This window comes from Streptomyces sp. NPDC049687, assembly GCF_044465285.1.
Lineage (GTDB): Bacteria > Actinomycetota > Actinomycetes > Streptomycetales > Streptomycetaceae > Streptomyces.
Genome location: NZ_JBITLN010000006.1, coordinates 135,493 through 159,839 on the forward strand (window position 1 = coordinate 135,493; position 24,347 = coordinate 159,839).

Annotated in this window: 20 protein-coding genes and 1 pseudogene; 10 read left to right on the forward strand and 11 right to left on the reverse strand. The window is 71.6% G+C overall.

The genetic code is table 11. From position 1 onward, the window contains the following. Positions 1–211: 211 nt before the first annotated feature. Together ACIBVL_RS20140 and ACIBVL_RS20145 are read right to left on the reverse strand one after the other, a co-directional pair. Positions 212–1,993, reverse strand: a complete 1,782-nt coding sequence (locus tag ACIBVL_RS20140; RefSeq protein WP_399098563.1) for an ABC transporter ATP-binding protein — start codon at positions 1,991–1,993, stop codon at positions 212–214. Beyond that, positions 1,990–3,801, reverse strand: a complete 1,812-nt coding sequence (locus ACIBVL_RS20145) for an ABC transporter transmembrane domain-containing protein (protein ID WP_399098564.1) — start codon at positions 3,799–3,801, stop codon at positions 1,990–1,992. Before ACIBVL_RS20145 ends, ACIBVL_RS20140 begins: the two co-directional genes overlap by 4 nt. 212 nt (positions 3,802–4,013) lie before the next feature. On the opposite strand from ACIBVL_RS20145, the gene ACIBVL_RS20150 reads away from it, so the two are divergent. The 3 genes from ACIBVL_RS20150 (at position 4,014) to ACIBVL_RS20160 (ending at position 7,963) form a co-directional block, all read left to right on the forward strand. Then, entirely contained in the window at positions 4,014–4,751 is a 738-nt protein-coding gene (locus ACIBVL_RS20150) for a L,D-transpeptidase family protein (RefSeq protein ID WP_399098565.1), read from the forward strand. A 57-nt stretch (positions 4,752–4,808) separates the two neighbouring features. Continuing rightward, complete coding sequence (locus ACIBVL_RS20155) at positions 4,809–6,404, forward strand: peptide-N4-asparagine amidase (protein WP_399098566.1); 1,596 nt, start codon at positions 4,809–4,811, stop codon at positions 6,402–6,404. Between the two features lie 182 nt (positions 6,405–6,586). Then, positions 6,587–7,963, forward strand: coding sequence for a cation:dicarboxylate symporter family transporter (locus ACIBVL_RS20160; RefSeq protein ID WP_399098567.1), 1,377 nt, complete (start codon positions 6,587–6,589; stop codon positions 7,961–7,963). A gap of 205 nt (positions 7,964–8,168) precedes the next feature. Here ACIBVL_RS20160 and ACIBVL_RS20165 read toward each other — a convergent pair whose 3' ends face one another. After that, positions 8,169–8,618, reverse strand: coding sequence for a MarR family winged helix-turn-helix transcriptional regulator (locus ACIBVL_RS20165; RefSeq protein WP_399098568.1), 450 nt, complete (start codon positions 8,616–8,618; stop codon positions 8,169–8,171). Positions 8,619–8,712: 94 nt separating this feature from the next. Between ACIBVL_RS20165 and ACIBVL_RS20170 the strand changes: the two genes are divergently transcribed. Beyond that, complete coding sequence (locus ACIBVL_RS20170; protein ID WP_399098569.1) at positions 8,713–10,524, forward strand: ABC transporter ATP-binding protein; 1,812 nt, start codon at positions 8,713–8,715, stop codon at positions 10,522–10,524. A gap of 63 nt (positions 10,525–10,587) precedes the next feature. Continuing rightward, on the forward strand, positions 10,588–11,442 hold the full coding sequence (gene mltG, locus ACIBVL_RS20175; RefSeq protein ID WP_399098570.1) for an endolytic transglycosylase MltG: 855 nt from the start codon (positions 10,588–10,590) through the stop codon (positions 11,440–11,442). 42 nt (positions 11,443–11,484) lie between these two features. Here the strand turns inward: mltG and ACIBVL_RS20180 are convergent, their stop codons facing one another. From ACIBVL_RS20180 to ACIBVL_RS20200, 5 genes are all read right to left on the reverse strand, one after another. Next, the gene (locus ACIBVL_RS20180) at positions 11,485–12,582 is read right to left on the reverse strand and encodes an NAD(P)-binding domain-containing protein (RefSeq protein ID WP_399098571.1); all 1,098 of its coding nucleotides are present in this window, start codon (positions 12,580–12,582) and stop codon (positions 11,485–11,487) included. A gap of 61 nt (positions 12,583–12,643) precedes the next feature. Beyond that, positions 12,644–13,663, reverse strand: coding sequence for an ABC transporter substrate-binding protein (locus tag ACIBVL_RS20185; RefSeq protein WP_399098572.1), 1,020 nt, complete (start codon positions 13,661–13,663; stop codon positions 12,644–12,646). A 40-nt stretch (positions 13,664–13,703) separates the two neighbouring features. Then, entirely contained in the window at positions 13,704–14,441 is a 738-nt protein-coding gene (locus tag ACIBVL_RS20190) for an ABC transporter ATP-binding protein (RefSeq protein ID WP_399098573.1), read from the reverse strand. Continuing rightward, the gene (locus tag ACIBVL_RS20195) at positions 14,414–15,367 is read right to left on the reverse strand and encodes an ABC transporter permease (protein WP_399098574.1); all 954 of its coding nucleotides are present in this window, start codon (positions 15,365–15,367) and stop codon (positions 14,414–14,416) included. Before ACIBVL_RS20195 ends, ACIBVL_RS20190 begins: the two co-directional genes overlap by 28 nt. A 138-nt stretch (positions 15,368–15,505) precedes the next feature. Continuing rightward, on the reverse strand, positions 15,506–15,619 hold the full coding sequence (locus ACIBVL_RS20200) for a putative leader peptide (protein ID WP_399098575.1): 114 nt from the start codon (positions 15,617–15,619) through the stop codon (positions 15,506–15,508). 92 nt (positions 15,620–15,711) lie between these two features. On the opposite strand from ACIBVL_RS20200, the gene ACIBVL_RS20205 reads away from it, so the two are divergent. Then, positions 15,712–16,134, forward strand: coding sequence for a secondary thiamine-phosphate synthase enzyme YjbQ (locus ACIBVL_RS20205; RefSeq protein WP_399098576.1), 423 nt, complete (start codon positions 15,712–15,714; stop codon positions 16,132–16,134). Here the strand turns inward: ACIBVL_RS20205 and ACIBVL_RS20210 are convergent. Both ACIBVL_RS20210 and ACIBVL_RS20215 read right to left on the reverse strand, forming a co-directional pair. After that, entirely contained in the window at positions 16,107–16,853 is a 747-nt protein-coding gene (locus ACIBVL_RS20210; RefSeq protein WP_399098577.1) for a hypothetical protein, read from the reverse strand. The genes ACIBVL_RS20205 and ACIBVL_RS20210 overlap by 28 nt on opposite strands. Positions 16,854–16,884: 31 nt before the next feature. Next, complete coding sequence (locus ACIBVL_RS20215; protein ID WP_399098578.1) at positions 16,885–17,100, reverse strand: DUF4177 domain-containing protein; 216 nt, start codon at positions 17,098–17,100, stop codon at positions 16,885–16,887. 290 nt (positions 17,101–17,390) lie between these two features. On the opposite strand from ACIBVL_RS20215, the gene ACIBVL_RS20220 reads away from it, so the two are divergent. The 4 genes from ACIBVL_RS20220 (at position 17,391) to ACIBVL_RS20235 (ending at position 24,155) form a co-directional block, all read left to right on the forward strand. Beyond that, positions 17,391–20,261, forward strand: a complete 2,871-nt coding sequence (locus ACIBVL_RS20220) for a SpoIIE family protein phosphatase (RefSeq protein ID WP_399098579.1) — start codon at positions 17,391–17,393, stop codon at positions 20,259–20,261. A gap of 44 nt (positions 20,262–20,305) precedes the next feature. Beyond that, on the forward strand, positions 20,306–21,853 hold the full coding sequence (locus tag ACIBVL_RS20225; RefSeq protein ID WP_399098580.1) for a sugar ABC transporter ATP-binding protein: 1,548 nt from the start codon (positions 20,306–20,308) through the stop codon (positions 21,851–21,853). Continuing rightward, positions 21,850–22,914 carry an ABC transporter permease gene (locus ACIBVL_RS20230; protein ID WP_399098581.1) on the forward strand — a complete coding sequence of 355 codons (1,065 nt, stop codon included), beginning with the start codon at positions 21,850–21,852 and terminating at the stop codon, positions 22,912–22,914. The genes ACIBVL_RS20225 and ACIBVL_RS20230 overlap by 4 nt, the downstream gene beginning before the upstream one ends. A gap of 74 nt (positions 22,915–22,988) precedes the next feature. Beyond that, positions 22,989–24,155: a substrate-binding domain-containing protein gene (locus tag ACIBVL_RS20235; protein WP_399098582.1), complete on the forward strand. Its 1,167-nt coding sequence runs from the start codon at positions 22,989–22,991 to the stop codon at positions 24,153–24,155. 22 nt (positions 24,156–24,177) lie between these two features. Here ACIBVL_RS20235 and ACIBVL_RS20240 read toward each other — a convergent pair. Next, a pseudogene (locus ACIBVL_RS20240) lies at positions 24,178–24,345 on the reverse strand (PaaX family transcriptional regulator); the annotation flags it as partial. Between the last annotated feature and the right edge of the window lie 2 nt (positions 24,346–24,347).

Here is a 24,347-nt window from a genome sequence, read left to right on the forward strand (position 1 = left end):
GGCATGCGCCGGACGGATCCGGGCCGCTTCCCGCGCGGGTGCCGGTATCCAGCGTTCCATCCTGCTTCGGCACCGCGCAACGCCAAAGACGGAACCGCTGCGGGAGCCCGTCTCCGGGCCCTGGTCACAGCGTCGGCGAGCCGCGGCCACGGGCGACCCCCGCACCTCGCGCCGCGCGGCCGCGCCCGTTCCCGCCTCCGCCCGGTTCCCCTCACCCGTGCCAGGACCGCCACAGCGCCGCGTACGCTCCCTCCGCCGCGACCAGCTCGGTGTGGCTGCCCAGCTCGCTGATGCGGCCGTTCTCGACGACGGCGATGACGTCGGCGTCATGGGCGGTGTGCAGGCGGTGGGCGATGGCGACGACCGTGCGGCCGTCCAGGACGCGGGCGAGGGACCGCTCCAGGTGCCGGGCGGCACGCGGGTCGAGCAGCGAGGTCGCCTCGTCCAGGACCAGGGTGTGCGGATCGGCCAGCACCAGCCGGGCCAGCGCGATCTGCTGGGCCTGCGCCGGGGTCAGCGAGAAGCCGCCCGAGCCGACCTCGGTGTCCAGGCCGTCGTCCAGAGCCCGTGCCCAGCCGTCCGCGTCGACCGCGCCCAGCGCCGCCCACAGCTCGGCGTCCTCGGCGCCGGTCCGGGCGAGCCGGAGGTTGTCACGCAGGGAACCGACGAAGACGTGGTGCTCCTGGTTGACGAGCGCCACATGCGAGCGGACCCGTTCGGCGGTCATCCGCGACAGTTCGGCGCCGCCGAGGGTGATCCGGCCGTCCCGGGGTGCGTAGATGCCGGCGAGAAGCCGACCCAGCGTGGACTTTCCGGCGCCCGACGGGCCGACCAGGGCCAGCCGGGTGCCGGGGGCGACCTCCAGGGACACCTTGCGCAGCACGTCGACGCCCTCGCGGTAGCCGAAGTGGACCCGCTCGGCGAGCACGTCCCGTCCGTCCGGAGTCAGCCCGGTGTCACCGGCGTCCGGCTCGATGTCCCGCACCCCGACGAGACGGGCCAGCGACACCTGCGCGACCTGCAGCTCGTCGTACCAGCGCAGGACGAGATTCACCGGGTCGACGAGCATCTGCGCCATGAGCGCGCCCGTCGTCAGCTGGCCGACGCCGATCCAGCCCTGCAGGACGAAGACCCCGCCGAGCATCAGGACCGAGCCGAGGACCGTGACGTGCACCAGGTTGATGACCGGGAACAGCACCGACCTCAGCCACAGGGTGTACCGCTCCCAGGCGGTCCACTGCCGGATCCGCAGCTTGGACAGTTCGACACGGCGGTCGCCCAGGCGGTGGGCCTCGACGGTGCGGCCCGCGTCCACGGTCTCGGCGAGGGCGGCGGACACGGCGGCGTACCCGGCGGCCTCCGAGCGGTAGCCGGACGGCGCCCGCTTGAAGTACCAGCGGCAGCCGGCGACCAGCAGCGGCACCGCGAGCAGCACGGCGGGCGCCAGCGGGGGTGCCATGACGACCAGCCCGCCGAGCAGCAGTCCCGCCCACATCACGCCGATCGTCAGCTGGGGTACGGCCTCGCGCATCGCGTTGGCCAGTCGGTCGATGTCCGTGGTGATGCGCGACAGCAGGTCACCCGTGCCGGCCCGCTCGAGCACGCCCGGCGGCAGCCGGACCGACCGCACGAGGAAGTCCTCGCGCAGATCGGCCAGCATCCGCTCGCCGAGCATCGCGCCGCGCAGCCGTACCTCTCGGAAAAAGGCGGCCTGGACGGCCAGGGCAAGCACGAACAGCGTGGCGGTGAGACCCAGGTGGAGCTCGCGCGCTCCGTCGGACAGCCGTTCCACCAGGTCGCCGAGGAGCCACGGACCCACCATCGAGGCGACGGTGGCGACCGTGTTGACGAGAAGGAGGATCAGGAAGGCACGGCGGTGCCGGCGCAGTAGTTCGGCCACGTAGGCGCGTACGGTCGCCGGGGCGCCGACGGGCAGCGTGTTCGCCGTCGTCGGTGCCGCCGGGTCGTACGCGGGTGGCGGCACGCCGATCATGCGGTCTCCTCGATCTCTTCCAGTGCGTTCAGGTTGTTCTCGCCGAGTTCCGTCAGTGCGTCGCTCAGGGCGGCCTCTTCGTCGGTCTCGCGGGTGACCACGGCCCGGTACCGGGGCTCGGTGTGCAGCAGTTCGCGGTGTTCGCCGACCGCGGCGACCTCGCCCTCGTGCACGAGGACCACCCGGTCCGCCCGGTCCAGCAGCAGCGGGGACGAGGTGAACACGACCGTCGTGCGCCCGGCCCGCAGTTCCCGCAGCCCCTCGGCGATCCGTGCCTCCGTGTGCGAGTCGACGGCGGAGGTGGGCTCGTCCAGGACGAGGACCTCCGGGTCCGTCAGCAGCGAGCGGGCCAGGGCGAGCCGTTGCCGCTGGCCGCCGGACAGGGAGCGGCCGCGTTCGGTGATACGGGCGTCCATCGGATCGTCGGCGTCCAGGGAGCCCTGCACGAGGGCGTCCAGGACGTCCCCGCACTGGGCAGCGGCCAGCGCCGCCTGCGCGGCCACGGCACCGGAGGCGGGCACGTCGAGCAGATCGCGCAGCGAACCGGACAACAGCACCGGGTCCTTGTCCTGCACGAGGACGGCCGTACGGGCGGAGTCCAGTGGGAGTTCGTCCAGGGGCACGCCGCCGAGCAGCACCGACGGGCCGTCCTCGGGCGGATGGCCGCCCAGCCGTTCGGCGAGCCGTCCGGCCGCGTCCGGGTCGCCGCACACCACCGCGGTGAGCCGGGCGGCCGGGGCGAGCAGCCCGGTCATCGGGTCGTACAGGTCCCCCGTGGGAAGGTCCGCCGCGCGCGATCCGACGGCGTCGGTGACCCGCTCCAGGGACAGCACACCGGCGGCACGTTTGGCGGACGGGCGGGAGAAGGAGTAGGCCATCGCGATCTCCTCGAAGTGCCTGAGGGGATAGGTCAGGACCATGACCGAGCTGTAGACCGTGATCATTTCGCCGACGGAGATCCGGCCCTCGCGGACCAGATGGACGCCGTAGCAGACGACCACGATCAGCAGCAGGCCGGGCAGCAGCACCTGGATGGCGGAGATCAGGGCCCACATGCGGGCGCTGCGCACGGCCGCGTGCCGGACCTCCTGGGAGGCGCGGCGGTAGCGGTCGAGGAACAGGTCCTCGCCACCGATGCCGCGCAGCACCCGCAGGCCGGCCACGGTGTCCGCGGCCAGTTCGGTGGCGCGCCCGGCCTTCTCGCGCTGGAAGTCGGCCCGGCGCGTCGCGCGGGGCAGCAGCGGCAGCACGGCCAGCGCGAGGACGGGCAGACCGAGGGCGACCACGATGCCGAGCGCCGGCTGGTAGACGACGAGACCGACGCAGACCAGCAGCACTGTGAGGGCCGCGGCGGTGAAGCGGGAGACGGCCTCCACGAACCAGCCGATCTTCTCCACGTCACCGGTGGACACCGCCACGACCTCGCCGGCCGCGACCCGCCGGGTCAGCGCCGACCCCAGGTGCGAGGCCTGGCGGGCGAGCAACTGCTGCACGCGGGCGGCGGCGGTGATCCAGTTGGTGACGGCGGCCCGGTGCAGGAAGGTGTCCCCGATCGCGGTGGCCGCGCCGCACAGGGCCATCAGGACGCCGGTGAGGGCGAGCCGGGTTCCGGAACGGTCGACGACGGCCTCGATGGCGAACCCGACGCAGAACGGCTGCGCCGAGACGGCGACGAAGTGCAGCAGCCCCCAGGCCAGGGACTTCAGCTGGCCGCCCAACTGATTGCGGCCGAGCCACCACAGGAAGCGAGGTCCCGAGCGCGCGTCCGGCACACCCGGGTCGGGATACGGAAGGTCTTGGATCTGCATGACGTCCCAGTGGCTCGTGTCAGGAAGTGGGGGGAGAGACGGGTGAAGTAGGGGCCGCGGGCGCGGCAACAAACCGTGAAAGGTTCGCGCCGCAGCGTGGTCAGAATCAACCGGTTTTCCGGGGCGGGCCTCGGGATCCGGATGTTCGGTGACACGGTCGACATGTCTGCAATCTGACGTAAACGTTCGGAAAGTGATGCGAGCATGGGGCGATGCGACATGGCGGTGTGCGGTCCCAGGGGACCATGACGGTGGCCGGTGTTCTCCTTCTCGCGGCCCTGTCCGCGTGCGGTGCGGGCGCGGGGCGGGGCGGCGGCAGGGCGGTAGCGGGGGCCGAGGGACCCGGCGCCGCGTCGGGCCGGCCGGCGCGGACCGGGATCCCGTACGTCGGGGACCGGCTGCAGCGGCGGATTCCTGCCGCGTCCCGCCAGGTGGTGGCGGTGTACGGCGACGGAAAGGACTCCGCGGAGGCCACCGTGGTGTTCTACGCCAAGCACGGCCGGGTCTGGGACCGCGTCCGCGGCTGGCCCGCGCACAACGGCAAGAAAGGCTGGACCCTCGACCACCACGCGGGGGACAACCGCAGCCCCGTCGGCGTGTTCACCCTCACCGCCGCGGGCGGTGTCCTGGACGACCCCGGTACCCGTCTGCCGTACACGCAGTCCGAGGACTTCGCGGCGCCGCGCTGGTGGGACCGCTCGCACTGGCACGACTTCGACCACGTCATCGCCATCGACTACAACCGCGTCAAGGGCACCCCGCCCGACGATCCGACCCAGCCCGAGGGTGCGGACAAAGGGGGCGGGATCTGGCTGCACCTGGACCACGGCAGCGGTACGTCGGCCTGCGTCAGTCTGTCCAAGCCCGCGATGGAGTATCTGCTGCGCACGCTCGACCCGGATCGGCATCCTGTGGTGGTGATGGGGGACAGAACCGCCTTGAAGGCATAGTGCCGCTGGGGGAGGCGTCATTGCGGGGCGCGGCCGACTCCCCGTAGAACACCGGCCATGAAGAGACCAATTATCATGTCCATGCTCACCGGGGCGGCCCTCCTGGTGAGCACCCTCCTCGGGGCGGCCCCGGCCCGGTCGGCCGACGTCCCCGCCGAGTTCGGCACCGACTGGCACGACCCGGTGACCGCGGCGCCGGCCGTGGACCGGCCTTCGGGCAGGTCCTGCGAAGTCACCGTCGCCGAGGCGCAGTTCCGGGACTTCACCCCGTACCGGGGTACCTACACCCCGCCGGACGGCTGCGGCGACCGCTGGAGCAAGGTCGTGCTGCGCCTCGACGGCAAGGTCAAGGGGCGCCAGTTCGACCGGCTCGGCTATCTGCATGTCGGCGGCGTCGAGATCTTCCGTACGTCGACACCGGAGCCCTCGCCCGACGGCATCGAGTGGTCCGTCGAGAAGGACGTCACCCGGTACAGCGACACGTTCCGCTCACGCCAGGACGTCGAGATGCTCATCGGAAACGTCGTCGACGACACCTACACCGGCGTGATCGACGTGAAGGTCACGCTGACCTTCTACGCCGGGAAACCGGCCACTGCCCCCGACCGGGTCCTCACCCTCGGGGACGGCGGCGACACCCTCACCACCCCCCGGAACAGCGAACGTGTCGTCGCCGAGGTGTACGCCACCGGCTCCGGCGGCGGCTGCGAGGAGTACTGGTACCTGACGGTGCCGAAGGAGGCGCCCTACTCCTGCCAGGCGGACGACGGACCGTATCGCGAGGTGCAGGTCAGGGTGGACGGGCGACTGGCAGGCATCGCCACCCCCTTCCCGACCGTATGGACCGGCGGCTGGTCCAACCCCTTCCTCTGGTACGTGATTCCGGGCCCGCGTGCCTTCGACATCAAGCCGATCGAATACGACCTCACGCCCTTCGCCGGAATCCTCAACGACGGCCGTCCGCACCGCCTCGAGGTGTCCGTCGTCGGTGTGCCCGAGGGACAGAGCGGCTGGAGCACGCCCGTCAATGTGCTGGTCTGGCAGGACGCCGGGAGAGCCGTCGTACCCGGGAGGCTCCTCCGCGACGACACGGGTGACCTGACCGACTCCACCGCCTACACGCCCGGTACGGAGCACCGGCTCGACACCGAGGGAGGGCACCGCCTGACAGTGGCGGGGTACCTCGACACCTCGCACGGACGCGTGACGACCACCGTCACACGCACCCTGGCCCACACCTCCGTGCACCGGTGGACCGACGGCGAGAACGTGGACGGCCTCGACGCCACCTGGACGGACGACGAGGCCGTCACGGCCGACGGTCGCGGACCTGCCGTCACCACCCGGACGCACCGCGCGTACACCATGAACGGCACGACCACCGTCGGCGCGGACGACCGGCTGCGGACCGTGCTGACCCTGGGCGACCGTGCCGACGCCGTGACGACGCGCGGCGGCCGGCGCATGGCCTGGTCGCGGCTCGAGGACACCTATACGGGTGATGCCACGTACACCGTGGGCGTGCCCCGCGACCAGCGCCACGCGGTCGGCACGACGAGCGAGCACTATCTGCTACTCGGCTCGGGCGGCTGCCACGACCGGCGACTGACCACGGTTCAGGGGGTGCTCACCGAGGATCGCGGCGGCTGCTGATCGCCGAACGCGTGCGACGCGTCACGCATGGCGGGATTTACACGGCGGAAACGCGCAGGTCTCGTGCGCGATCAACAGCACCTTCAGAGTGATCGCCACGGAAACCGCTTTCCACATCGCAGAAGTCCTGCTCCCGTCCTCCTGGGGCTTCTGTGTGCCGTCGTCCCCCACAAGGAGTGCCCGTGCCGCCGTCCGTCCCGTCTCTGCCGCGACGCGTCGCACGCATACTGCGTACCTCACTCTTCGCGCAGGTCGCCTGTGCGCTCGTGCTCGGAATCGTCTTCGGGAAGCTGTGGCCCGATGTGGCCGCGGACCTCCAGCCGCTCGGCGACGGTTTCACCCGGCTCATCAAGACGATCATCTCCCCACTGGTGTTCTGCGTGGTCGTCGTCGGTATCGCCAAGGCCGGCGATTTGAAGGCGTTCGGCCGGATCGGGCTCAAGGCCCTGATCTGGTTCGAGGTCGCCAGCACCCTCGCCCTGATCATCGGGCTTCTCGCCGCCAACGTCGTCCAGCCCGGCTCGGGGATGAACGTCGACCCGTCCACGCTGGACACCTCGGCGGTCGACGCGAAGACGGGCGGCGGCTCGCTGCCCTCGACGACCGAGTTCGTCGTGAACGCGCTGCCGACCAGTTTCATCGGCGCCTTCGCCGAGAACTCCCTGCTCCAGGTGCTCATCCTGGCCTGCCTGGTGGGCGCCGCGCTGCTGCACATCGGGCACACCAGGGTGCCGCAGGTGCTGCCCGCGATCGAGCAGGCGCAGGAGATCATCTTCGCGATCGTCGGGTTCGTCATGCGGCTGGCGCCGGTCGCGGTGTTCGGCGCGATGGCCGTCCTGATCGGCAACTACGGGCTCGGTGTCATCGAGACCTACGCCAAGCTGATCGTCCTGTGCTACGCGGCAGCGGCCTTCTTCGTCGCTCTCCTCGCCGTGGCCCTGCGCATGGTCACCGGGCTCAGCCTCTGGAAGTTCCTGCGCTACATCCGTGAAGAGATGCTCCTCGCGCTCGGCACCGCCTCCACCGAGTCCGTGATGCCGCGCGTGATGCAGAAGCTGCGCAAGGCCGGCGCCCGTGACGACGCCGTGGGCCTGGTGCTGCCCACGGGGTACTCCTTCAACCTCGACGGCGCCTCGCTGTACCTGTCCATCGGCACGCTGTTCATCGCCCAGGCCGTGGGCGTGGACCTGAGCCTGGGCCAGCAGATCACCGTGGTCCTGGTGCTGATGCTGACCAGCAAGGGAATGGCGGGCATCCCCGGTTCCGCCTTCCTCGCCCTCTCCGCGACCGCGTCCTCGCTGGGCGCCATCCCGGCCGGCGCCGTCGCCCTGCTGCTCGGTGTGGACCGGATCATGGACTCGATGCGCGTGGTCACCAACCTGCTCGGCAACTGCGTCGCGGTCTTCGCGGTCTCCCGCTGGGAGGGCGCGCTGGATCTGGACCGGGCGAAGAGGGTCCTGGACGGCGAGGCGGTCGCCGAGGAAGAGGTACCCCCTACTCCGCAGCCGACGGCGGTCGTGGTGCCCGCCCAGAAGGAGACGGCCCCCGAGGCCGGCTGACGCCCCGGTCGGTGACCTTCGGGCGGTAGCTCCGGCTGCCGTGTTCCACGGGCCGCCGTGAGTCGTTCGTGGCCGGCCGCGCAGTCCCCGTGCCCCTTGAAGGCGGGTCCACCGGACCCGTCTGAAGGGGCGCGGGGAACGGCGCGATCAAGCCCCACGCGCCCGCAGCCGCCCGCGAGCCCTGACGCCCCCTACCGGCCGCGCCTCAGCAGCGCCCCTCCGGCACCCCGTCCACCAGCGTGTCCAGCAGCCCGCCCAATATCTCGCGCTGCCCGCTTGTCAGCGGTGCCAAGATCTCCTCGGCGGCCGACCGCCGCGCCCCTCGTAGCTCGCGCAGCGCCTTCATGCCGTCGTCCGTGAGTTCGATCCGGATCACTCGGCGGTTCGTCGGATCGGGGACCCGGCGCACCTTGCCGCCCGCCTCCAGCCCGTCGACCAGCGTCGTCACCGCCCGGGGGACCACCTCCAGACGCTCGGCGAGGTCGGCCATGCGCGGCGGCGAGGTGTAGCAGGCCAGTGTGCGCAGCAGGCGGGACTGGGCAGGGGTGACGCCGAGGCCGCACTGCTCGATGTGCCGCTTCTGGATCCGGTGCATCCGGCGGGTGAACCGCAGCAGTTGCTCGGCGAGCACGCTGTCCGAATCGGGGGTGGTCATGCGGGAACAATATCAGGATGCCGTTCATTGTGAGTATAGGTAACAATGAGCTATGCTCCGCCCGTCTCGGCCCTCTCACCTCCCGTAGGAGCCCATGCACCCCGACAAACCAGAATCCTGGACCCCGAACGCGGACGCCGAGGAACAGCCCCGGCAGGTGCGCCGCATCGTGAAGCTCTTCCGTCCCTATCGCGGCCGGCTCGCGATCGTCGGCGTCCTCGTCGGCGCCTCCTCGCTGGTCTCGGTCGCCACGCCCTTCCTGCTGAAGGAGACCCTCGACGTCGCCATCCCGGAGGGGCGCACCGGCCTGCTGAGCCTGCTGGCCCTCGGCATGATTCTCAGTGCCGTCCTCAGCAGCGTCTTCGGCGTCCTGCAGACGTTGATCTCCACGACGGTGGGCCAGCGTGTCATGCACGACCTGCGCACCGCCGTCTACGGCCGGCTGCAGCGCATGTCCCTCGCGTTCTTCACGCGTACGCGTACCGGCGAGGTGCAGTCCCGTATCGCCAACGACATCGGGGGCATGCAGGCCACCGTCACCTCCACGGCCACCTCCCTGGTCTCCAACTTCACCAGCGTGGTCGCCACGATCATCGCGATGATCGCCCTCGACTGGCGCCTGACGGTCGTCTCGCTGCTCCTGCTGCCGGTCTTCGTGTGGATAAGCCGCCGCGTCGGCAACGAGCGCAAGAAGATCACCACCCAGCGCCAGAAGCAGATGGCCGCCATGGCCGCCACGGTCACCGAGTCGCTGTCCGTCAGCGGCATCCTGCTCGGTCGCACCATGGGGCGCGCCGACTCGCTCACCCGGTCCTTCGCCGAGGAGTCCGAGCGCCTGGTCGACCTGGAAGTGAAGTCCAACATGGCCGGCCGCTGGCGCATGGCCGTGATCACGATCGTCATGGCCGCGATGCCGGCGGTCATCTACTGGACGGCCGGCATGACCCTCCAGCTCGGCGGCCCGGACGTCTCCCTAGGCACGATCGTCGCCTTCGTCTCGCTGCAGCAGGGACTGTTCCGTCCCGCCGTCAGCCTGCTCGCGACCGGCGTCCAGATCCAGACCTCCCTCGCGCTCTTCCAGCGCATCTTCGAGTACCTCGACCTGCCGATCGACATCACCGAGCGCGTGAACCCGGTCCATCTCGACGAGGTCAAGGGCGAGGTCGCGTTCGAGGACGTCGTGTTCTCCTACGACAACGACGACCGCGCGGCCGGAGCCGTCCTCGACGGCATCGACGTCACCGTCCCCGCCGGCGGCAGCCTCGCGGTGGTCGGCCCGACCGGTGCCGGCAAGTCCACGCTCGGCTACCTGGTGCCCCGCCTGTACGACGTGACCGGCGGCCGGGTCACCCTCGACGGCATCGACGTCCGCGACCTCGACTTCGACACCCTCGCGCGCGCGGTCGGCGTGGTCTCACAGGAGACCTACCTCTTCCATGCGACGGTCGCCGACAATCTGCGGTTCGCCAAGCCGGACGCCACCGACGAGGAGTTGTACGCCGCCGCGCGGGCGGCGCAGATCCACGACCACATCGCCGCCCTGCCCGACGGCTACGACACGGTCGTCGGCGAGCGCGGCCACCGCTTCTCCGGCGGTGAGAAGCAGCGACTGGCGATCGCCCGCACGATCCTGCGCGACCCGCCGGTGCTGATCCTCGACGAGGCGACCAGCGCCCTGGACACCCGCACCGAGCGCGCGGTCCAGGAGGCCATCGACGCACTCTCGGCCAATCGCACCACCCTGACCATCGCCCACCGGTTGTCCACCATTCGCAGCGCCGACCAGATCGTGGTCCTCGACGCCGGCCGAGTGGCCGAACGGGGTACGCACGAGGAGCTGTTGAAGCAGGACGGGCGGTACGCGGCCCTCGTGCGACGGGACGCCACTCTGGAGCCGACAAGATGATGATAGGCCGGGCCGCGACGAGTTATGTCGGGTTTGTGACCATTTGAGGGTTACCGTGCCCGCATGGAGATGAACACTCCGCCACGGAGCACGATTCGACTGACGCGCCGGGGCCGTTTGGCCCTCGTCGCGACCGGGGCCGTCGTGGCCGGTACCGCCGTGGCGGTGCCGCTGCTGAGCGTGGAGCACAAGGAGGAGGCCCCGAAGAAGCCGACCACCCTCGTCATCCCCGAGGGCTGGCGCGCGGGCCAGATCTACGAGGCCGTCGACAAGGCCCTGGCCCTGCCCGCCGGCACCACCAGGAAGGCGCTGCCCAAGGCCGCCCTGAAGCTGCCGAACGACGCCGAGGGCAACCCTGAGGGCTACCTCTTCCCGGCGACGTATCCGCTGGACAAGAAGGCGACCCCCGAGTCGCTGCTGGCGTACATGGTCGACACGGCGAACAAGAGGTTCAACGGGGCGCCGATCGCCGCAGGCGCGCAGCGCAACGCGATGAACGTCTACCAGGCGGTCACCATCGCCAGCCTCGTCCAGGCGGAGGCCGCCACCAAGGCGGACATGGGGAAGGTGGCCCGGGTCGTCTTCAACCGGTTGGAGCGAGGGATGCCGCTGCAGATGGACTCCACCATCAACTACGCCCTGAACCGCTTCACGGTGCGCACCACGGGGAGAGACACCCGTATCGAGAGCCCTTACAACTCCTACCAGCGCATGGGCCTGCCCCCGACGCCGATCGACAACCCCGGCGAGGAGGCGATGCGGGCCGCCATCAACCCCACCCCGGGCAACTGGCTGTACTTCGTCACGGTCAAGCCGGGCGACACCCGTTTCACCGCGAGCTACGAGGAGCACAAGCGCAACGTCGCCGAGTTCAACCGGAACCAGCAGAGCCCGGCGGCGAAGGCGGCGGCCAGGTGACGTGACGGTGCGGGGCAGCAGCCGGGCCGGCGCGGCGGGATGTCAGGCGGCGGCCTGCTCCGGTTCCCGCTCTGCGGCCCCTTCGGCCAGCAGCCGTCTGATATCCCGTACGGCCGCGCGTCCGGCCCGGTTGGCGCCGATGGTGCTGGCCGACGGACCGTAGCCGACCAGATGGATCCGCGGGTCGGCGACCGCGCGGGTGCCCTCGACCCGGATCCCGCCGCCCGGCTCGCGCAGCCGCAGCGGAGCCAGATGGTCGATGGCGGCCCGGAAACCCGTCGCCCAGAGGATGACGTCGGCGTCGACCCGCCGCCCGTCGTCCCACTCCACGCCCTGCGGGGTGATCCGGTCGAACATCGGCAGCCGGTCGAGGACCCCGTCCGTCAGGCCCTGCCGGATCGCGTCGTTCAACGGCAGCCCCGTCACGGACACCACACTTCTCGGCGGCAGCCCCAGCCGCACCCGTTCCTCCACGAGCGCGACCGCCGCGCGGCCCGCCTCCTCGTCGAAGGGCCCCTCGCGGAAGACGGGAGGCCGCCGCGTCACCCATGTCGTGGCGGCGGCGTACGGCGCGATCTCCAGCAGGTGCTGCGTACCGGACGCGCCTCCGCCCACCACGACCACCCGCTGCCCGGCGAACGACTCGGGCCCCGGATACCGCGCGGTGTGCAGCTGACGTCCGCGAAAGGTCTCCTGGCCGGGATAGCGCGGCCAGAACGGCCGGTCCCAGGTCCCGGTCGCGTTGATCAGGGCGCGCGTGGACCACGTACCGTCGGAGGTCTCGACGAGCAGCCGTCCAGCAGCCCCCTCGCGCACGGCGCGGACCTCCACCGGACGTCGCACCCGCAGGTCGAAGGCGCGCTCGTAGGTGTCGAAGTACTCGGAGATCACCTCGGACGACGCCCGCGCGGGATCCGCCCCCGTCAGCTCCATGCCCGGCAGCGCGTGCATGCCATGCACCTTGCCGTACGTCAGTGAGGGCCACCGGAACTGCCAGGCGCCGCCCGGACCGGGAGCGTGGTCCAGCACCACGAAGTCGCGCTCCGGCTCGAAACCGGTGCGCCGCAGGTGATAGGCGCCGGCCAGTCCGGCCTGACCGGCGCCTGTCACCACCACCTCGACCTCACGTGTTTCGTTCACGCTTCTACCAACAGTGCGGCCCGTACGGATCTTCCCAGTGCGGGGGGCCCGGACCGCGGATCTACGAGGAGACGCGTGCGGCAGTGGTGGAGGCGGGGAGATCACCGTTGTAGCGGGTGTCCACGAAGTCGGCGAAGTCGACCTTGCGGGGGATCAGCTTCAGCTCCGTGAACGTGTCGGCGATCTGCTGCTCGGAGGCGATGAGCGGCTTGTCGACCGCGACGGAGATCCGGCTGGCGTTCGTCCGCCTCACCGACGCCAGCGCCACCTCGTACGGCAGCCCCGTCTCCTTCGCCCAGACCTTCGCCCACTCCTCCTGATGGTCGTAGACCCAGTCCGTGGCGCGCCGCAGCCGCTCCAGATAGTCCTTGATCGCGGCAGCCTTCTCCTTGTCCTTCAGGGCGGACGGCGCGGCCGCCTGGAAGGTGAGGCCGTTGGTGATGCCGTCGCCGGTGGTCAGCACCCGCCCCTGCTTGGCCTGCAGCACCTGTGAGGTGTACGGGTCCCAGACCGCCCACGCGTCGACCTTGCCGGAGGTGAACGCGGCCAGGGCGTCGGCCGGCTGGAGGTACTTCACCTTGACGTCGCCGAGGGTCAGCCCGGCCGCCTTGAGGGAGGCCACCAGCTGGTAGTGCGCGGAGGACCCCTGCGCCACGGCGACGGATTTGCCCTTGAGCTGCTCGGGCTCGGTGAGCTTGGAGCCGTTCGGCACGAGGACGGTGTCGCCCTTGGACGTGCCGTGGAACGCTGCCACGACGGTGATCTTCGAGCCGGCGCCGGCCGCGAAGACGGGCGGGGTGTTGCCGACGCCGCCGATGTCGACGGCCTTGGCGTTGACGGCTTCCAGGAGCGGCGGGCCCGAGGTGAACGTGGACCACTTGATCTTGTAGTCGAGGTTCTTCAGCTCTCCGGCGGCTCGTAGGACGGCCTCGGAACCTCCCTTCTGATCTCCGACGTCGAGCGTGACAGAGCCCTTGCCGTCCGTGTCGCCGCCCGTGCCGGCGGACGCGTTTCCGCCGCAGGCGGTGAGCAGAAGGGCGAGGGGGAGGAGCAGGGCAGCGGGGACGAGTCGTCGTCGCATGGGGAATCCGTTTCCGAAAGCGGGGAGGGAGCGTGGGGGATCAGGCGGCTTCGGCGGCCGGGTCGACGCCGAGGCGGCGCAGCAGTCCGGCGCGCAGTCCGGCGAACCGGGGGTCGGCGATGTCGCGCGGGCGGTCGAGGTCGATCCGCTGCTCATGGGCGATGACCCCGCCGTCCATCACCAGGACGCGGTCGGCGAGCAGGACCGCCTCCTCGACGTCGTGTGTGACGAGCAGGACGGCGCAGCCGCGACGCTGCCACAACTCGCCGACCAGCCGCTGGGCGTTGATGCGGGTCAGTGCGTCGAGCGCGCCGAACGGCTCGTCGAGCAGCAGCAGATCGGGCTCGCGCACCAGCGCGCGGGCCAGGGATGCGCGCTGGGCCTCACCGCCGGAGAGGGTCTTGGGCCAGGCGTCGGAGCGGTGCCCGAGCCCCACCTCCTCCAGCGCCTGGTCGGCGACGGGCCGCGCGGGCCGGCCCGGCAGCCCGAGCAGCACATTGCGCCACACCTTCTTCCACGGCATCAGCCGTGGCGCCTGGAAGGCGACGGCCTTGCGGCGCGGCACCAGCACAGTGCCCTCGATGTCGCGGTCCAGCCCCGCGAGGACGCGCAGCAGCGTGGACTTGCCGCAGCCGCTGCGGCCGAGCAGGGCGACGAACTCGCCCGGCCGGATGTCGAGTCGGAGGTCGTCGATGACGGCACGGCCGTCGAAGGAGCGGGTGAGCCCCTCGACATGCACGGCCTGCCGGGTCACCGGCCGGTGAACGTCGGTCGCCATTGCAGCAGCAGCCTTTCGAGGGAGCGGACGACGAAGTCGGCGAGCAGGCCGAGGAAGGCGTAGACGACGAGGCAGACCACGATCACGTCGGTGCGCAGGAAGTCCCGTGCCTGCACCATCAGAAAGCCGATGCCGGAGTCGGCGTTGATCTGCTCGGCGAAGACCAGCGCGAGCCAGGCGATACCGAGCGAATAACGCAGCCCGGTCATCGCCGCGGGCAGCGCACCCGGCAGCACGACATGCCGCACGAGTCCCCAGCGCGACAGCCCGAGCGACTCACCGGCCTCGATCAGTTGCGCGTCGACGCCGCGGATACCGGCGTAGACGTTGAGGTACAGCGGGAAGGTCACTCCGAGCGTGATGATGGCGATCTTCGGGGCCTCGCCGATGCCGAACCAGATGATGAACAGCGGGATGAGACCGACGAACGGCACGGTCCGCAGCATCTGCACCGGGGCGTCGACCAGGTCCTCGCCGAGCCGGAACAGTCCCGACACCAGGGCGAGTCCGGTACCGATGGCCGTCCCCAGCAGCAGCCCCACGGCGACGCGCTGGAGCGAGGTGCCCATGGCCGAGGGGAGCGATCCGTCGGAGACCAGGTCCCCCGCGACCTGTGCGATCCGGCCGGGAGAGGCGAGGACGTCGGCTGTCAACAAACCCGCAGTGCTGAGGACTTGCCACAGCAGGAGGAGCAGGAGGGGGCCGGTGGTGCGGCGCAGCCAGCGGGGGAGACGGGTGCGGCGGGAGGAGCGGGGGAGCAGGGTGACGAGGGCGAGGTCGTGGCCGACGCTGACGTCGTCCCTGCCCCGGCCGCCCCTGGCGTCCTCGTTGACCTTGCCGGCCTTCTCGGCTTTCTCGGCCTTCGAGGCGGATATAGGGGAAATGTCGGGCTCGGGAGTTTCGGGTGGGGCATGGCTGATGCTCATGAGGGCTCCACGGGAACGAACGACGCCGGTGGGTGGGGGCGGGCGTACCTCGGCGCCGCCGCGTCACGGGGAGTTCAGCTCATGCCGGACGTGCGGGTGGGGCGGGCCAAGGGGAAACAGAAGGAGAGTGAAAAGGCGTCAGCAGCCGCGGCGACACGCGGCGGAGGCCACCCGCAGCAGGTCGATGTGACCGCGCGTGGTGAGCAGGGCTGAACGCAACATGGGCTGAACGTAGCCAAGCGGCATGGCCATGGTCAACGGCCGTCTCGCGCATCGGACTTCCCGTACCGCCCTCCGGGCGGTCGGGCAGGTGTGGAACCGGGCGTATGGGTCAGGATGGGGGCATGTCAGATGCGTTCACCACCCGAGTACTGCACATCGCCTCCGGCGCCCGGGAGAGGGTCGTCGACCTCACCCAGGACTGTGAGTCCTTTCTGCGGGAGGCGGCAGCCGGCCGCGACGGCCTCCTGAACGTCTTCGTTCCGCACGCGACCGCCGGCATCGCCGTGATCGAGACGGGCGCCGGCAGCGACGACGACCTCCTCGCCGCCCTGCACACCCTGCTCCCGGCCGACGACCGCTGGCAGCACCGGCACGGCAGCCCGGGCCATGGCCGTGACCACGTCCTCCCGGCTTTCGTCCCGCCCCATGCGACCCTGCCGGTCGTGGCCGGGAGGCTCGAACTCGGGACGTGGCAGTCGGTGTGCCTGGTGGACACGAACAAGGACAATCCCGACCGTCAGGTTCGGTTGTCCTTCCTCGGATAGCTCCCCGGAGGGCTGGCTCGGGAGACGGCCCTCCAGCGAGCGCATTCCTCCTGGTGAGAGCCGGTGCTCGTCGCATGGGCGACGACGGCTTCCGCTTCGCCGGGCGTCCCGGCGAGCCGAGCGTGCCGGGTGAGGAGAGTGAGAGGCCAGGCGGGTTCGTGGGGCTCGGCGTCGTCGAACGGATGCCAGTCCCACGGGCCGTCGAAGCGCCAGGCGCGGCCGGCGTCGTCGGCGACCTCGTCGCCTGGCTCCAGGAATGCGTAAGGGCGGAAGACCGGGTCGAAGGCGAGGGGGATGTCGTCGTCGGGGTCGAAACTCTCGCCCTGTTCCTCCAGGTGCGGGTCGAACGAGTGGCCGGCGGGCAGGACGACCACCAGCCGACGGGGACGCGGCAGCCGGCCGGTCTCCTGGGGCGGGGAGTAGCGGGCGACGTCGATGACGTGCACGAGCGTAGGCGGGATGCCGACGCGGCACACGTCGCCCCTCGTGAGCCAGTGAGGCGCCGGATCGGTGCGGAACAGCCCACGGTGCTGCTCGTCCTGCCCCGCGTCACCGTCGACGGCCACCTCGCCGTTCCAGTGGATCCATTCGCAGTCCGGGTCGAGCGACCACCACGGCCACCTGAGGACGACCTGCCCGTCTGGCCGCTGCCCTTCCGTGACCACGGCCTCCGTGAACGGACAGGAGATCCTGACGACGTCACCCACCCGCAGATCCATCACACCCCCCCGGCGGAGCGTATCGAGACCGTCAGCGGCGCGGACGCTCCAGCGTGAGGAGCAGGCCCTCGACCGCACCGGGCCCGATACGGCCCTTGACGTCGGCGGACGTGATCGCCTTGAGCGCCCAGCCGTCCTCGGCGTGCTTGTTCAGAACCTTCTCCAACTTGTCGCTGTCGAGCGCGTCTCCGATCAGTGACTCGCGGAAGGTGACGACCTTGTACTCGAGTGCGTAGGCATTGCTCATGTCTGGGGCCTTCCCTCGAACGGACTGGCTGACGGAACTGGGGACAGCCAATCACCTGGTCCGCGTGGCCGCATACGGCGGGGTGGGGCCGCGGCACCGGCGACGTCCATCTCGCGCAGCCCGGTGACGTCGCGCGCTCGGCCGACAGCCCGACAACGGTCCGGTGACGGGGGACATACGCGCCGTCGCGGTGAGCGAAGGGCAATGACTCCCGCCCTCTATGTCCGTATCCTCGTCATTGTCGGATTCTCGGGCAAGGTGGATGGGCGAAGGCGCGAGTGAGGCGAAGCGTGGTTCGGTCGGGCAGGATGTCGATACCGGCAGGGCGTGCGACAAGCGGCACGGGGCCCGCTGGTTTCCGTGAGCGGTTCATGCAGGGGGAAACCGTCCAGCAGGGTGTGCGGCCGTCGATCCTGGACTCGTGGCAGCGCTGCAGGACCCAGGGTCTTTCGCCGGACGGGTCCGACCTGCCCTTCCGCGAGGACTTCGAGCCGGACGGCCCGATCGTCCGCGCGGCTGTACCGGTGCTGGACCGACTGCAGTGTCTGTTCTCCGGCAGCGAGATCAACATCTCCGTCGCCGACGCGAGCGGAACGGTCCTGCTGCGCCGCTTCGGGGAGAAGTCCTTGGCCAGACGCCTTCCGGCGATCCAGCGAGTCCCGGGCTTCGTGTTCGCCGAACAGTTCGCCGGCACCAACGGCATCGGTCTCGCCCTGGCCGAACGGCAGCTCATCCGCGTCTACGGCGCCGAGCACTTCGCCGAGCGCTCCCAGGCGAACGCCTGCGTCGCGCTTCCCGTCCGTGACCCGCTCAGTGGGCGCATCGAGGGCGTCCTGTGTTTCGGTTATCCCCGAGGCCTCGAGAACCCCGCACTGGGCACCGTGATCCGCAAGGCGGCCCGGGCGATGGAGCGGCGGCTGCTGGGGCAGAGTTCGGCGCGGGAGCGGGAGTTGCTGCGGGCGTACCTGGCCGGCGGACCCGGCGCGGCTGTCGGGCCGCAGCGTGGCGGCGCGGTGGACGTGCCGGCCCTCGAACTGCCCGCCGGTGACCGGGCGGTCCTCATGGAGAAGGCCGCCGAGCTGATCTCCCGCGCACAGCGGGCCGCCGTCGAGGTGCCCCTGCCCGACGGCAGCCGGGTCACCCTCGTGAGCCGCCCGATGACAACCGCATCCGGGGTGGAGGGCGTCGCCATCGAGGCCGTACTCCCCGGTCTGCGGCGCAGTCAGCCCCTCGTGATCCCGGAGCAGGACGACGCCCTGCCGCTCTTGCGCGCCGAGCCCGCCGCAGCCGTCCCCCGCCTCGGCCTCGCACACCTCTCGGCCGCCTCGCCGTCCGCGGCGGACGGGCATCCCGAATCGGCGCGCCGCGCCGACAGCGCGGCGGACGGGCGCCCCGCACCGCCGGAGCCCGCCGACGGCACGGCCGACCGGAACCGCGAATCACCGCCCTCGGCCACAGGTCTCCTGATGGTGGGGGAGCCGCAGGTGGGCGCCTACGCCCTGGCCGCGCGCCGACGGCTGGAGCTGCTGTCCGAGGCCAGCGCCCGCATCGGCACCACCCTGGACGTGCGCCGCACCGCCGAGGAACTCGCCGAGACGGCGGTTCCGCGACTGGCCGACCACGTCACCGTCGACCTGCCCGAAGCCGTACTGCGCGGCGAGGAGGCCGCCGACCCCGTCGGCGACCTGCGCCGCACGGTGGTCCACGGCATCCGCGACGACCTTCCCTTCACCCCGGTCGGCAAGCGGTCCGACTTCGGCCCCACCGCGCCCCAGCTGCGCTGTCTGACCGGTGGTCGGGCGGTGCTCGAACCGGACCTGAGCAGCGCCGCGGGCTGGCTGGTGCAGGACCCCGAGCACACCGGAGAGCTGCTGGACCACGTGCACTCGCTCATCGCGGTCCCGCTGGTGGCGCGCGGTGTCGTCCTGGGCGTCGTCAGCTTCTACCGCGGTCAGGAGCCCGCCCCCTTCGGGGACGACGACCGCTCACTGGCCCAGGAGCTCGCCACCCGCGCCGCCCTGTCCATCGACAACGCCCGGCGCTACACGCACGAACGCGCCATGGTCCTGGCTCTGCAGCGCAGACTGCTCCCGCACGGGCTGCCCGACCAGGAAACCGTCGAGGTCGCCCACCGCTATCTGCCCGCCGAAGCCGACGTGGGCGGGGACTGGTACGACGTCATCCCCCTCTCGGGTGCCCGGATCGGCCTCCTGGTCGGCGACGTCGTGGGCCACGGCATGCTCTCCGCCGCCACCATGGGCCGGCTGCGCACCGCCGCCCGCAGCTTCGCCGAGCTCGACTTCCCGCCTGACGAGGTTCTCGTCCACCTCGACAACCTCGTGGCGCGCCTGGACCGTGAGGACTCCGACGGCGAGGGCGCCGGCATCATCGGCGCGACCTGCCTGTACGTCATCTACGACCCCACCTCGCAGCGGTGCGTGATGGCCCGCGCCGGCCACCCGCCGCCCGCGCTGGTCCACCCCGACGGCAGCGTGTCCTATCCCGACCTGCCCGCCGGGCCCCCGCTCGGCCTCGGCGGACTGCCCTTCGACGCCGTCGAGATCGACCTCCCCGAGGACAGCCAGCTGGTCCTCTACACCGACGGACTCATCGAGGACCGGCACCGCGATGTCGACTTCGTCCTCGACCAGCTGCGCGGGGCCCTGGCCCACCACCCGGAGCGCACGCCCGAGGACACCTGCCAGGCCATCCTGGACACCGTGGCACCCGCCCACCCGTGCGACGACATCGCCCTGCTCGTCGCCCGCACCCACGCCCTGGACCCGCGCCGGGTCGCCACCTGGGACCTGCCCGCCGACCCCGCGCTCGTCGGTGAGGTCCGCGCGTCCGCCCTCCGGCAACTGACCGACTGGGGAATCGACGAGGCCGCGTTCGCCGCCGAGCTGATCCTGAGCGAGCTGGTCACCAACGCCATCCGCCACGGCAGCGGACCGATCCGGGTACGGCTGCTGCACGACCGCACGCTGATCTGCGAGGTCTCCGACACCAGCAACACCGCCCCGCACCTGCGCCGGGCGGCCGGCACCGACGAGGGCGGACGCGGCCTGTTCCTCGTCGCTCAGCTGTCCCGGACCTGGGGCACGCGCTATCTCCCGGAAGGGAAGGTCATCTGGGCCGAATGCGGGCTCGACGCCGCGTAGGCAAATGTCAGAAATGGCGTGAATCGTGTAGATAGTATCCCCTCATGCATGACGCTCCCGGCCCGTCTGCGAAGGCGGCCGCGCCCTTCGCGTCGGAGCCCGTCGTCCGCATCCGCGGACTCGGCAAGCGGTTCGGCGGGACCCGCGCGCTGGCCGGGGTCGACCTGGACATCCACGCCGGCAGCGTTCTCGCCCTCCTCGGGCCCAACGGCGCCGGAAAGTCCACGCTCATCAAGGTGCTCGCCGGCGTCCACCACGCCGACTCGGGACGGATCACCGTGGACGGGCACCCGCTGGGAAGTCATGCCGCCGCCCGCAGCATGTCCTTCATCCATCAGGACCTCGGTCTCGTCGAGTGGATGACGGTCGCCGAGAACATCGCCCTGGGCACCGGGTATCCGCGCCGCGCCGGGCTGATCTCCTGGCGGCGGACCCGCGAGAGCTCCGCCGAGGCGCTGCGGACCGTCGCCGGGCAGCTCGACCCCGACGCGCCGATCGCGCGGCTCGCGCCCGCCGAGCGTTCGCTGGTGGCCATCGCCAGGGCCCTGACGGCCCGCGCCAGGCTGATCGTCCTGGACGAGCCGACCGCCCGCCTCCCGGCCCCGGACTGCGCCCGGCTGTTCCGCGTCCTGCACACCCTGCGCGATCGGGGGCACGCCATCCTCTACGTCAGCCATCGCCTGGACGAGGTCTACGAGGTCGCCGACACCTTCGCCGTCCTGCGGGACGGCCGTCTCGTCAGCCACGGCCCGCTCGCCGGCCACAGCCCCACCCGCCTGGTCCACGACATCGTCGGCGCGGAACCGGCCGGCCATCGGCCCGCCGCGACTCCGGCGGTCGGGCCGGCCGTGCTGACCCTGGACGGCGTACGGACCGCCGACGCGGGACCGGTCAGCCTGGAGGTGAGGGCGGGGGAGGCCCTGGGGCTCGTGGGTCTCTCGGGCGCCGGGCACGGGGAACTGGGCCGGGCCCTCGCCGGTTCCCTCCCCCTCCTCGACGGAAGCGTCCGTCTGGGCGACCGGCCCTATCGCCCCCGCACGGTCGCCGACGCCGTCCGGCTCGGCGTCGGCCTCGTCCCGGGGGACCGACTGCGGGAGGGCTGCCTCGCCGACCTGACCGTACGGGAGAACCTCCTGCCCGACCCCCGCGCGGGCGGCCGGTCGGCACTGCGCTGGATCGGCCCCCGCCGGGAACGTGCCGAGGCCGCTGCCCTGATCGAACGGTTCGCGGTGCGCCCGCGCGACAGCGAGGCACCCCTTGCGATCCTTTCCGGCGGAAACCAGCAGAAGGTCATGATCGGCCGGTGGCTCCGGACCGGCCTGCGGCTGCTGATCCTCGAGGAGCCGACGGCGAGCGTGGACGTCGGCGCCAAGGCGGCGGTCCACCGCTTGCTCGACGAGGCGCGGGCCGCCGGCCTCGCGATCCTGCTGGTCTCCACCGACTTCGAGGAGGTCGCGGGCGTGTGCCGGCGCGCCCTGGTCTTCGTCCGAGGGTCCGTGACGGCCGAGCTGAGCGGTACGGCCCTCACGGTGGCCGAGCTGACCCGGGCGGCCTCGGCCGTGCCCCCGACCGCCACCGGGACGCACCCGTGACCGCCCGGCACCGGCCGGCCGGACAGCTCATCGGCGCCTACGGCCTGCTCGCCCTCACCGCCCTGCTCTTCCTGGTCTTCTCCCTCGCCCTGCCGCGCACGTTCCCCACCCGGGACACCGTCGACTCCATCCTGTCCACCCAGTCGATCCCGGCGATCCTCGCGCTCGCCGCCATGGTTCCCATCGTCACCGGCGCCTTCGACCTCTCCATCGGCTACGGCCTCGGTCTCGCCCACGTGATGGTGATGCGGCTCGTCGTCCACGACGGCTGGCCCTGGCCGCTCGCCTGCCTCGCGGTGATCGCCGGAGGGACCGTCGTCGGCGTCCTCAACGGCGTCATCGTCGAGTTCGGCCGGATCGACTCCTTCATCGCCACCCTCGGGACCGGCAGCATGCTGTACGCCGTCACCGGCTGGATCACCGACGGCGGCCGGATCGTCCCCGGCCCCCAGGGCCTTCCGGCCGCCTTCACCGACCTCTACGACTCCACGTTCCTCGGCCTCCCGGTACCCGCCTTCTACGTCCTCGTCCTCACCGTCGTCCTCTGGCTGGTGCTGGAGCGGCTGCCGCTCGGCCGGTACCTGTACGTCGTCGGCTCTAACCCGCGTGCGGCCGACCTCGTCGGCATCCCGACCCGCAAGTACACCGTCTACGCCTTCGCCACGTCGGGACTGATCGTCGGCTTCGCCGGGGTGCTGCTCGCCTCCCAGCAGCAGATCGGCAATCCCAGCGTCGGGCTGGACTACCTGCTGCCCGCCTTCGCCGGCGCCCTCCTCGGCTCCACGGCGATCAAACCGGGCAGGCCCAACGCCCTCGGCACCCTGGTGGCCGTCGCCGTCCTCGCCGTCGGACTCACCGGCATCGGACAGCTGGGCGCCGACTTCTGGACCGTCCCGCTGTTCTACGGCGGCACCCTGCTCGTCGCGGTCGGCCTGGCCGGATACGCCGCCCGCCGCCGGCTGCGCAGCGGCGCCTTCGCGGCCCGCGACGCGCCTGACGCCTCCCCTCGGCCACCTTCGTCGCCGACGCAGGACGGGGGTACGGCGGACACCCCTCCTTGACCCGCCCCACCCCGTTGCATCCGCCCCGACCGCGTCCCCCCGGTCCTCCCGCTTGTCCCACGCGAGGAGCCCCCGTGCACGGCAACCGCAGCGCCATCCCCGGCGTCCCCAAGGTCCGGCTCGCCATCTGTGCCGCCCTGCTGGCAACGGCGACCGTGCTCGCCGGCTGCGAGCGCGGCTCGTCGCGCGATCCCGTGGAGTCCGCCACGGGCCCCAGCGGCTGCCCCGCCGTCCAGGCCAGGGCCCAGGCCGCCGTCAGGCAGGCGGAGCAGACCGATGTCCCCTGGGACGGGCCGACCGGCGGACCCCGGGCAGTGCCCGGCAGGACCCTCGTCTACGTCGCCCAGACCATGACCAATCCCGGAGTGGCGGGCGCCGCTCAGGGGGTGCGGGAAGCCGCGCGGGTCATCGGCTGGAGCGTCCGGGTGATCGACGGCGGAGGCACCCCCGCCGGCATCCAGGCGGCGATGAGCGAGGCCGTGGCCCTCAGGCCCTCGGGCATCGTCATCGGCGGCTTCGATCCCAGCTCCACGTCGGGGCAGGTCGCGCGGGCCGACGAGGAGGGAATCCCGCTCGTCGGCTGGCACGCGCTCGCCGCGCCCGGCCCCAGCCGGCGGCCCGAGCTGTTCACCAACGTCACCACCCGCGTCCAGGACGTGGCCGGGGTCAGCGCGCGGTGGATCATCTCCGACTCGAACGGCCGTGCCGGGGTCGTCCTCATCACCGACGCCTCGATCCCGTTCGCCCGGAACAAGTCCGAGCTGATCAGGAAGGAGCTAGCCACCTGTCGGGGTGTGAAGCTCCTCGCGTACGAGAACATCCCGATCCCTGACGCCGGCAGCCGCACGCCCCGGGAGATCTCCTCGCTCCTCGCCCGTTTCGGGAGCAGGTGGACCCACTCCGTCGCCATCAACGACCTGTACTTCGCTGACGCCGCCCCCGCCTTCCGCGCGGCCGGCGAGAAGGGCTCCGGGCCACCCTTCAACATCGGTGCCGGTGACGGCGATCCGTCCGCCTTCCAGCGCGTCAACAGCCGGCAGTACCAGGCGGCCACCGTGCCCGAACCGCTGTCCCTGCAGGGCTGGCAGATCGTCGACGAGTTCAACCGCGCCCTCTCCGGCCGGCCGGCCAGCGGCTACGTGGCCCCCGTCCACATCGCCACGGCCGACAACAGCGGCGGCGCCACCACCTGGGACCCGTCGGGCTACCGGGAGGCGTACCGGAAGATCTGGGGCAGGTGACACACGGCGTGGGGCGCCGGCCCATTGGACCGGCGCCCCCGCTCAGGGCTGCTGTCGGCCGGGACCGCAGATCGTGCCGCCCGCCGCGCCACGGCTCCGGGAGCGAGAACCCCACGAGGGTCCAGGTCCCGTCCCAGTCCCGGTTGACGGCCCCGGTCTGCCAGATCCGGTTGTGGCCGTCCCGCAGGACCG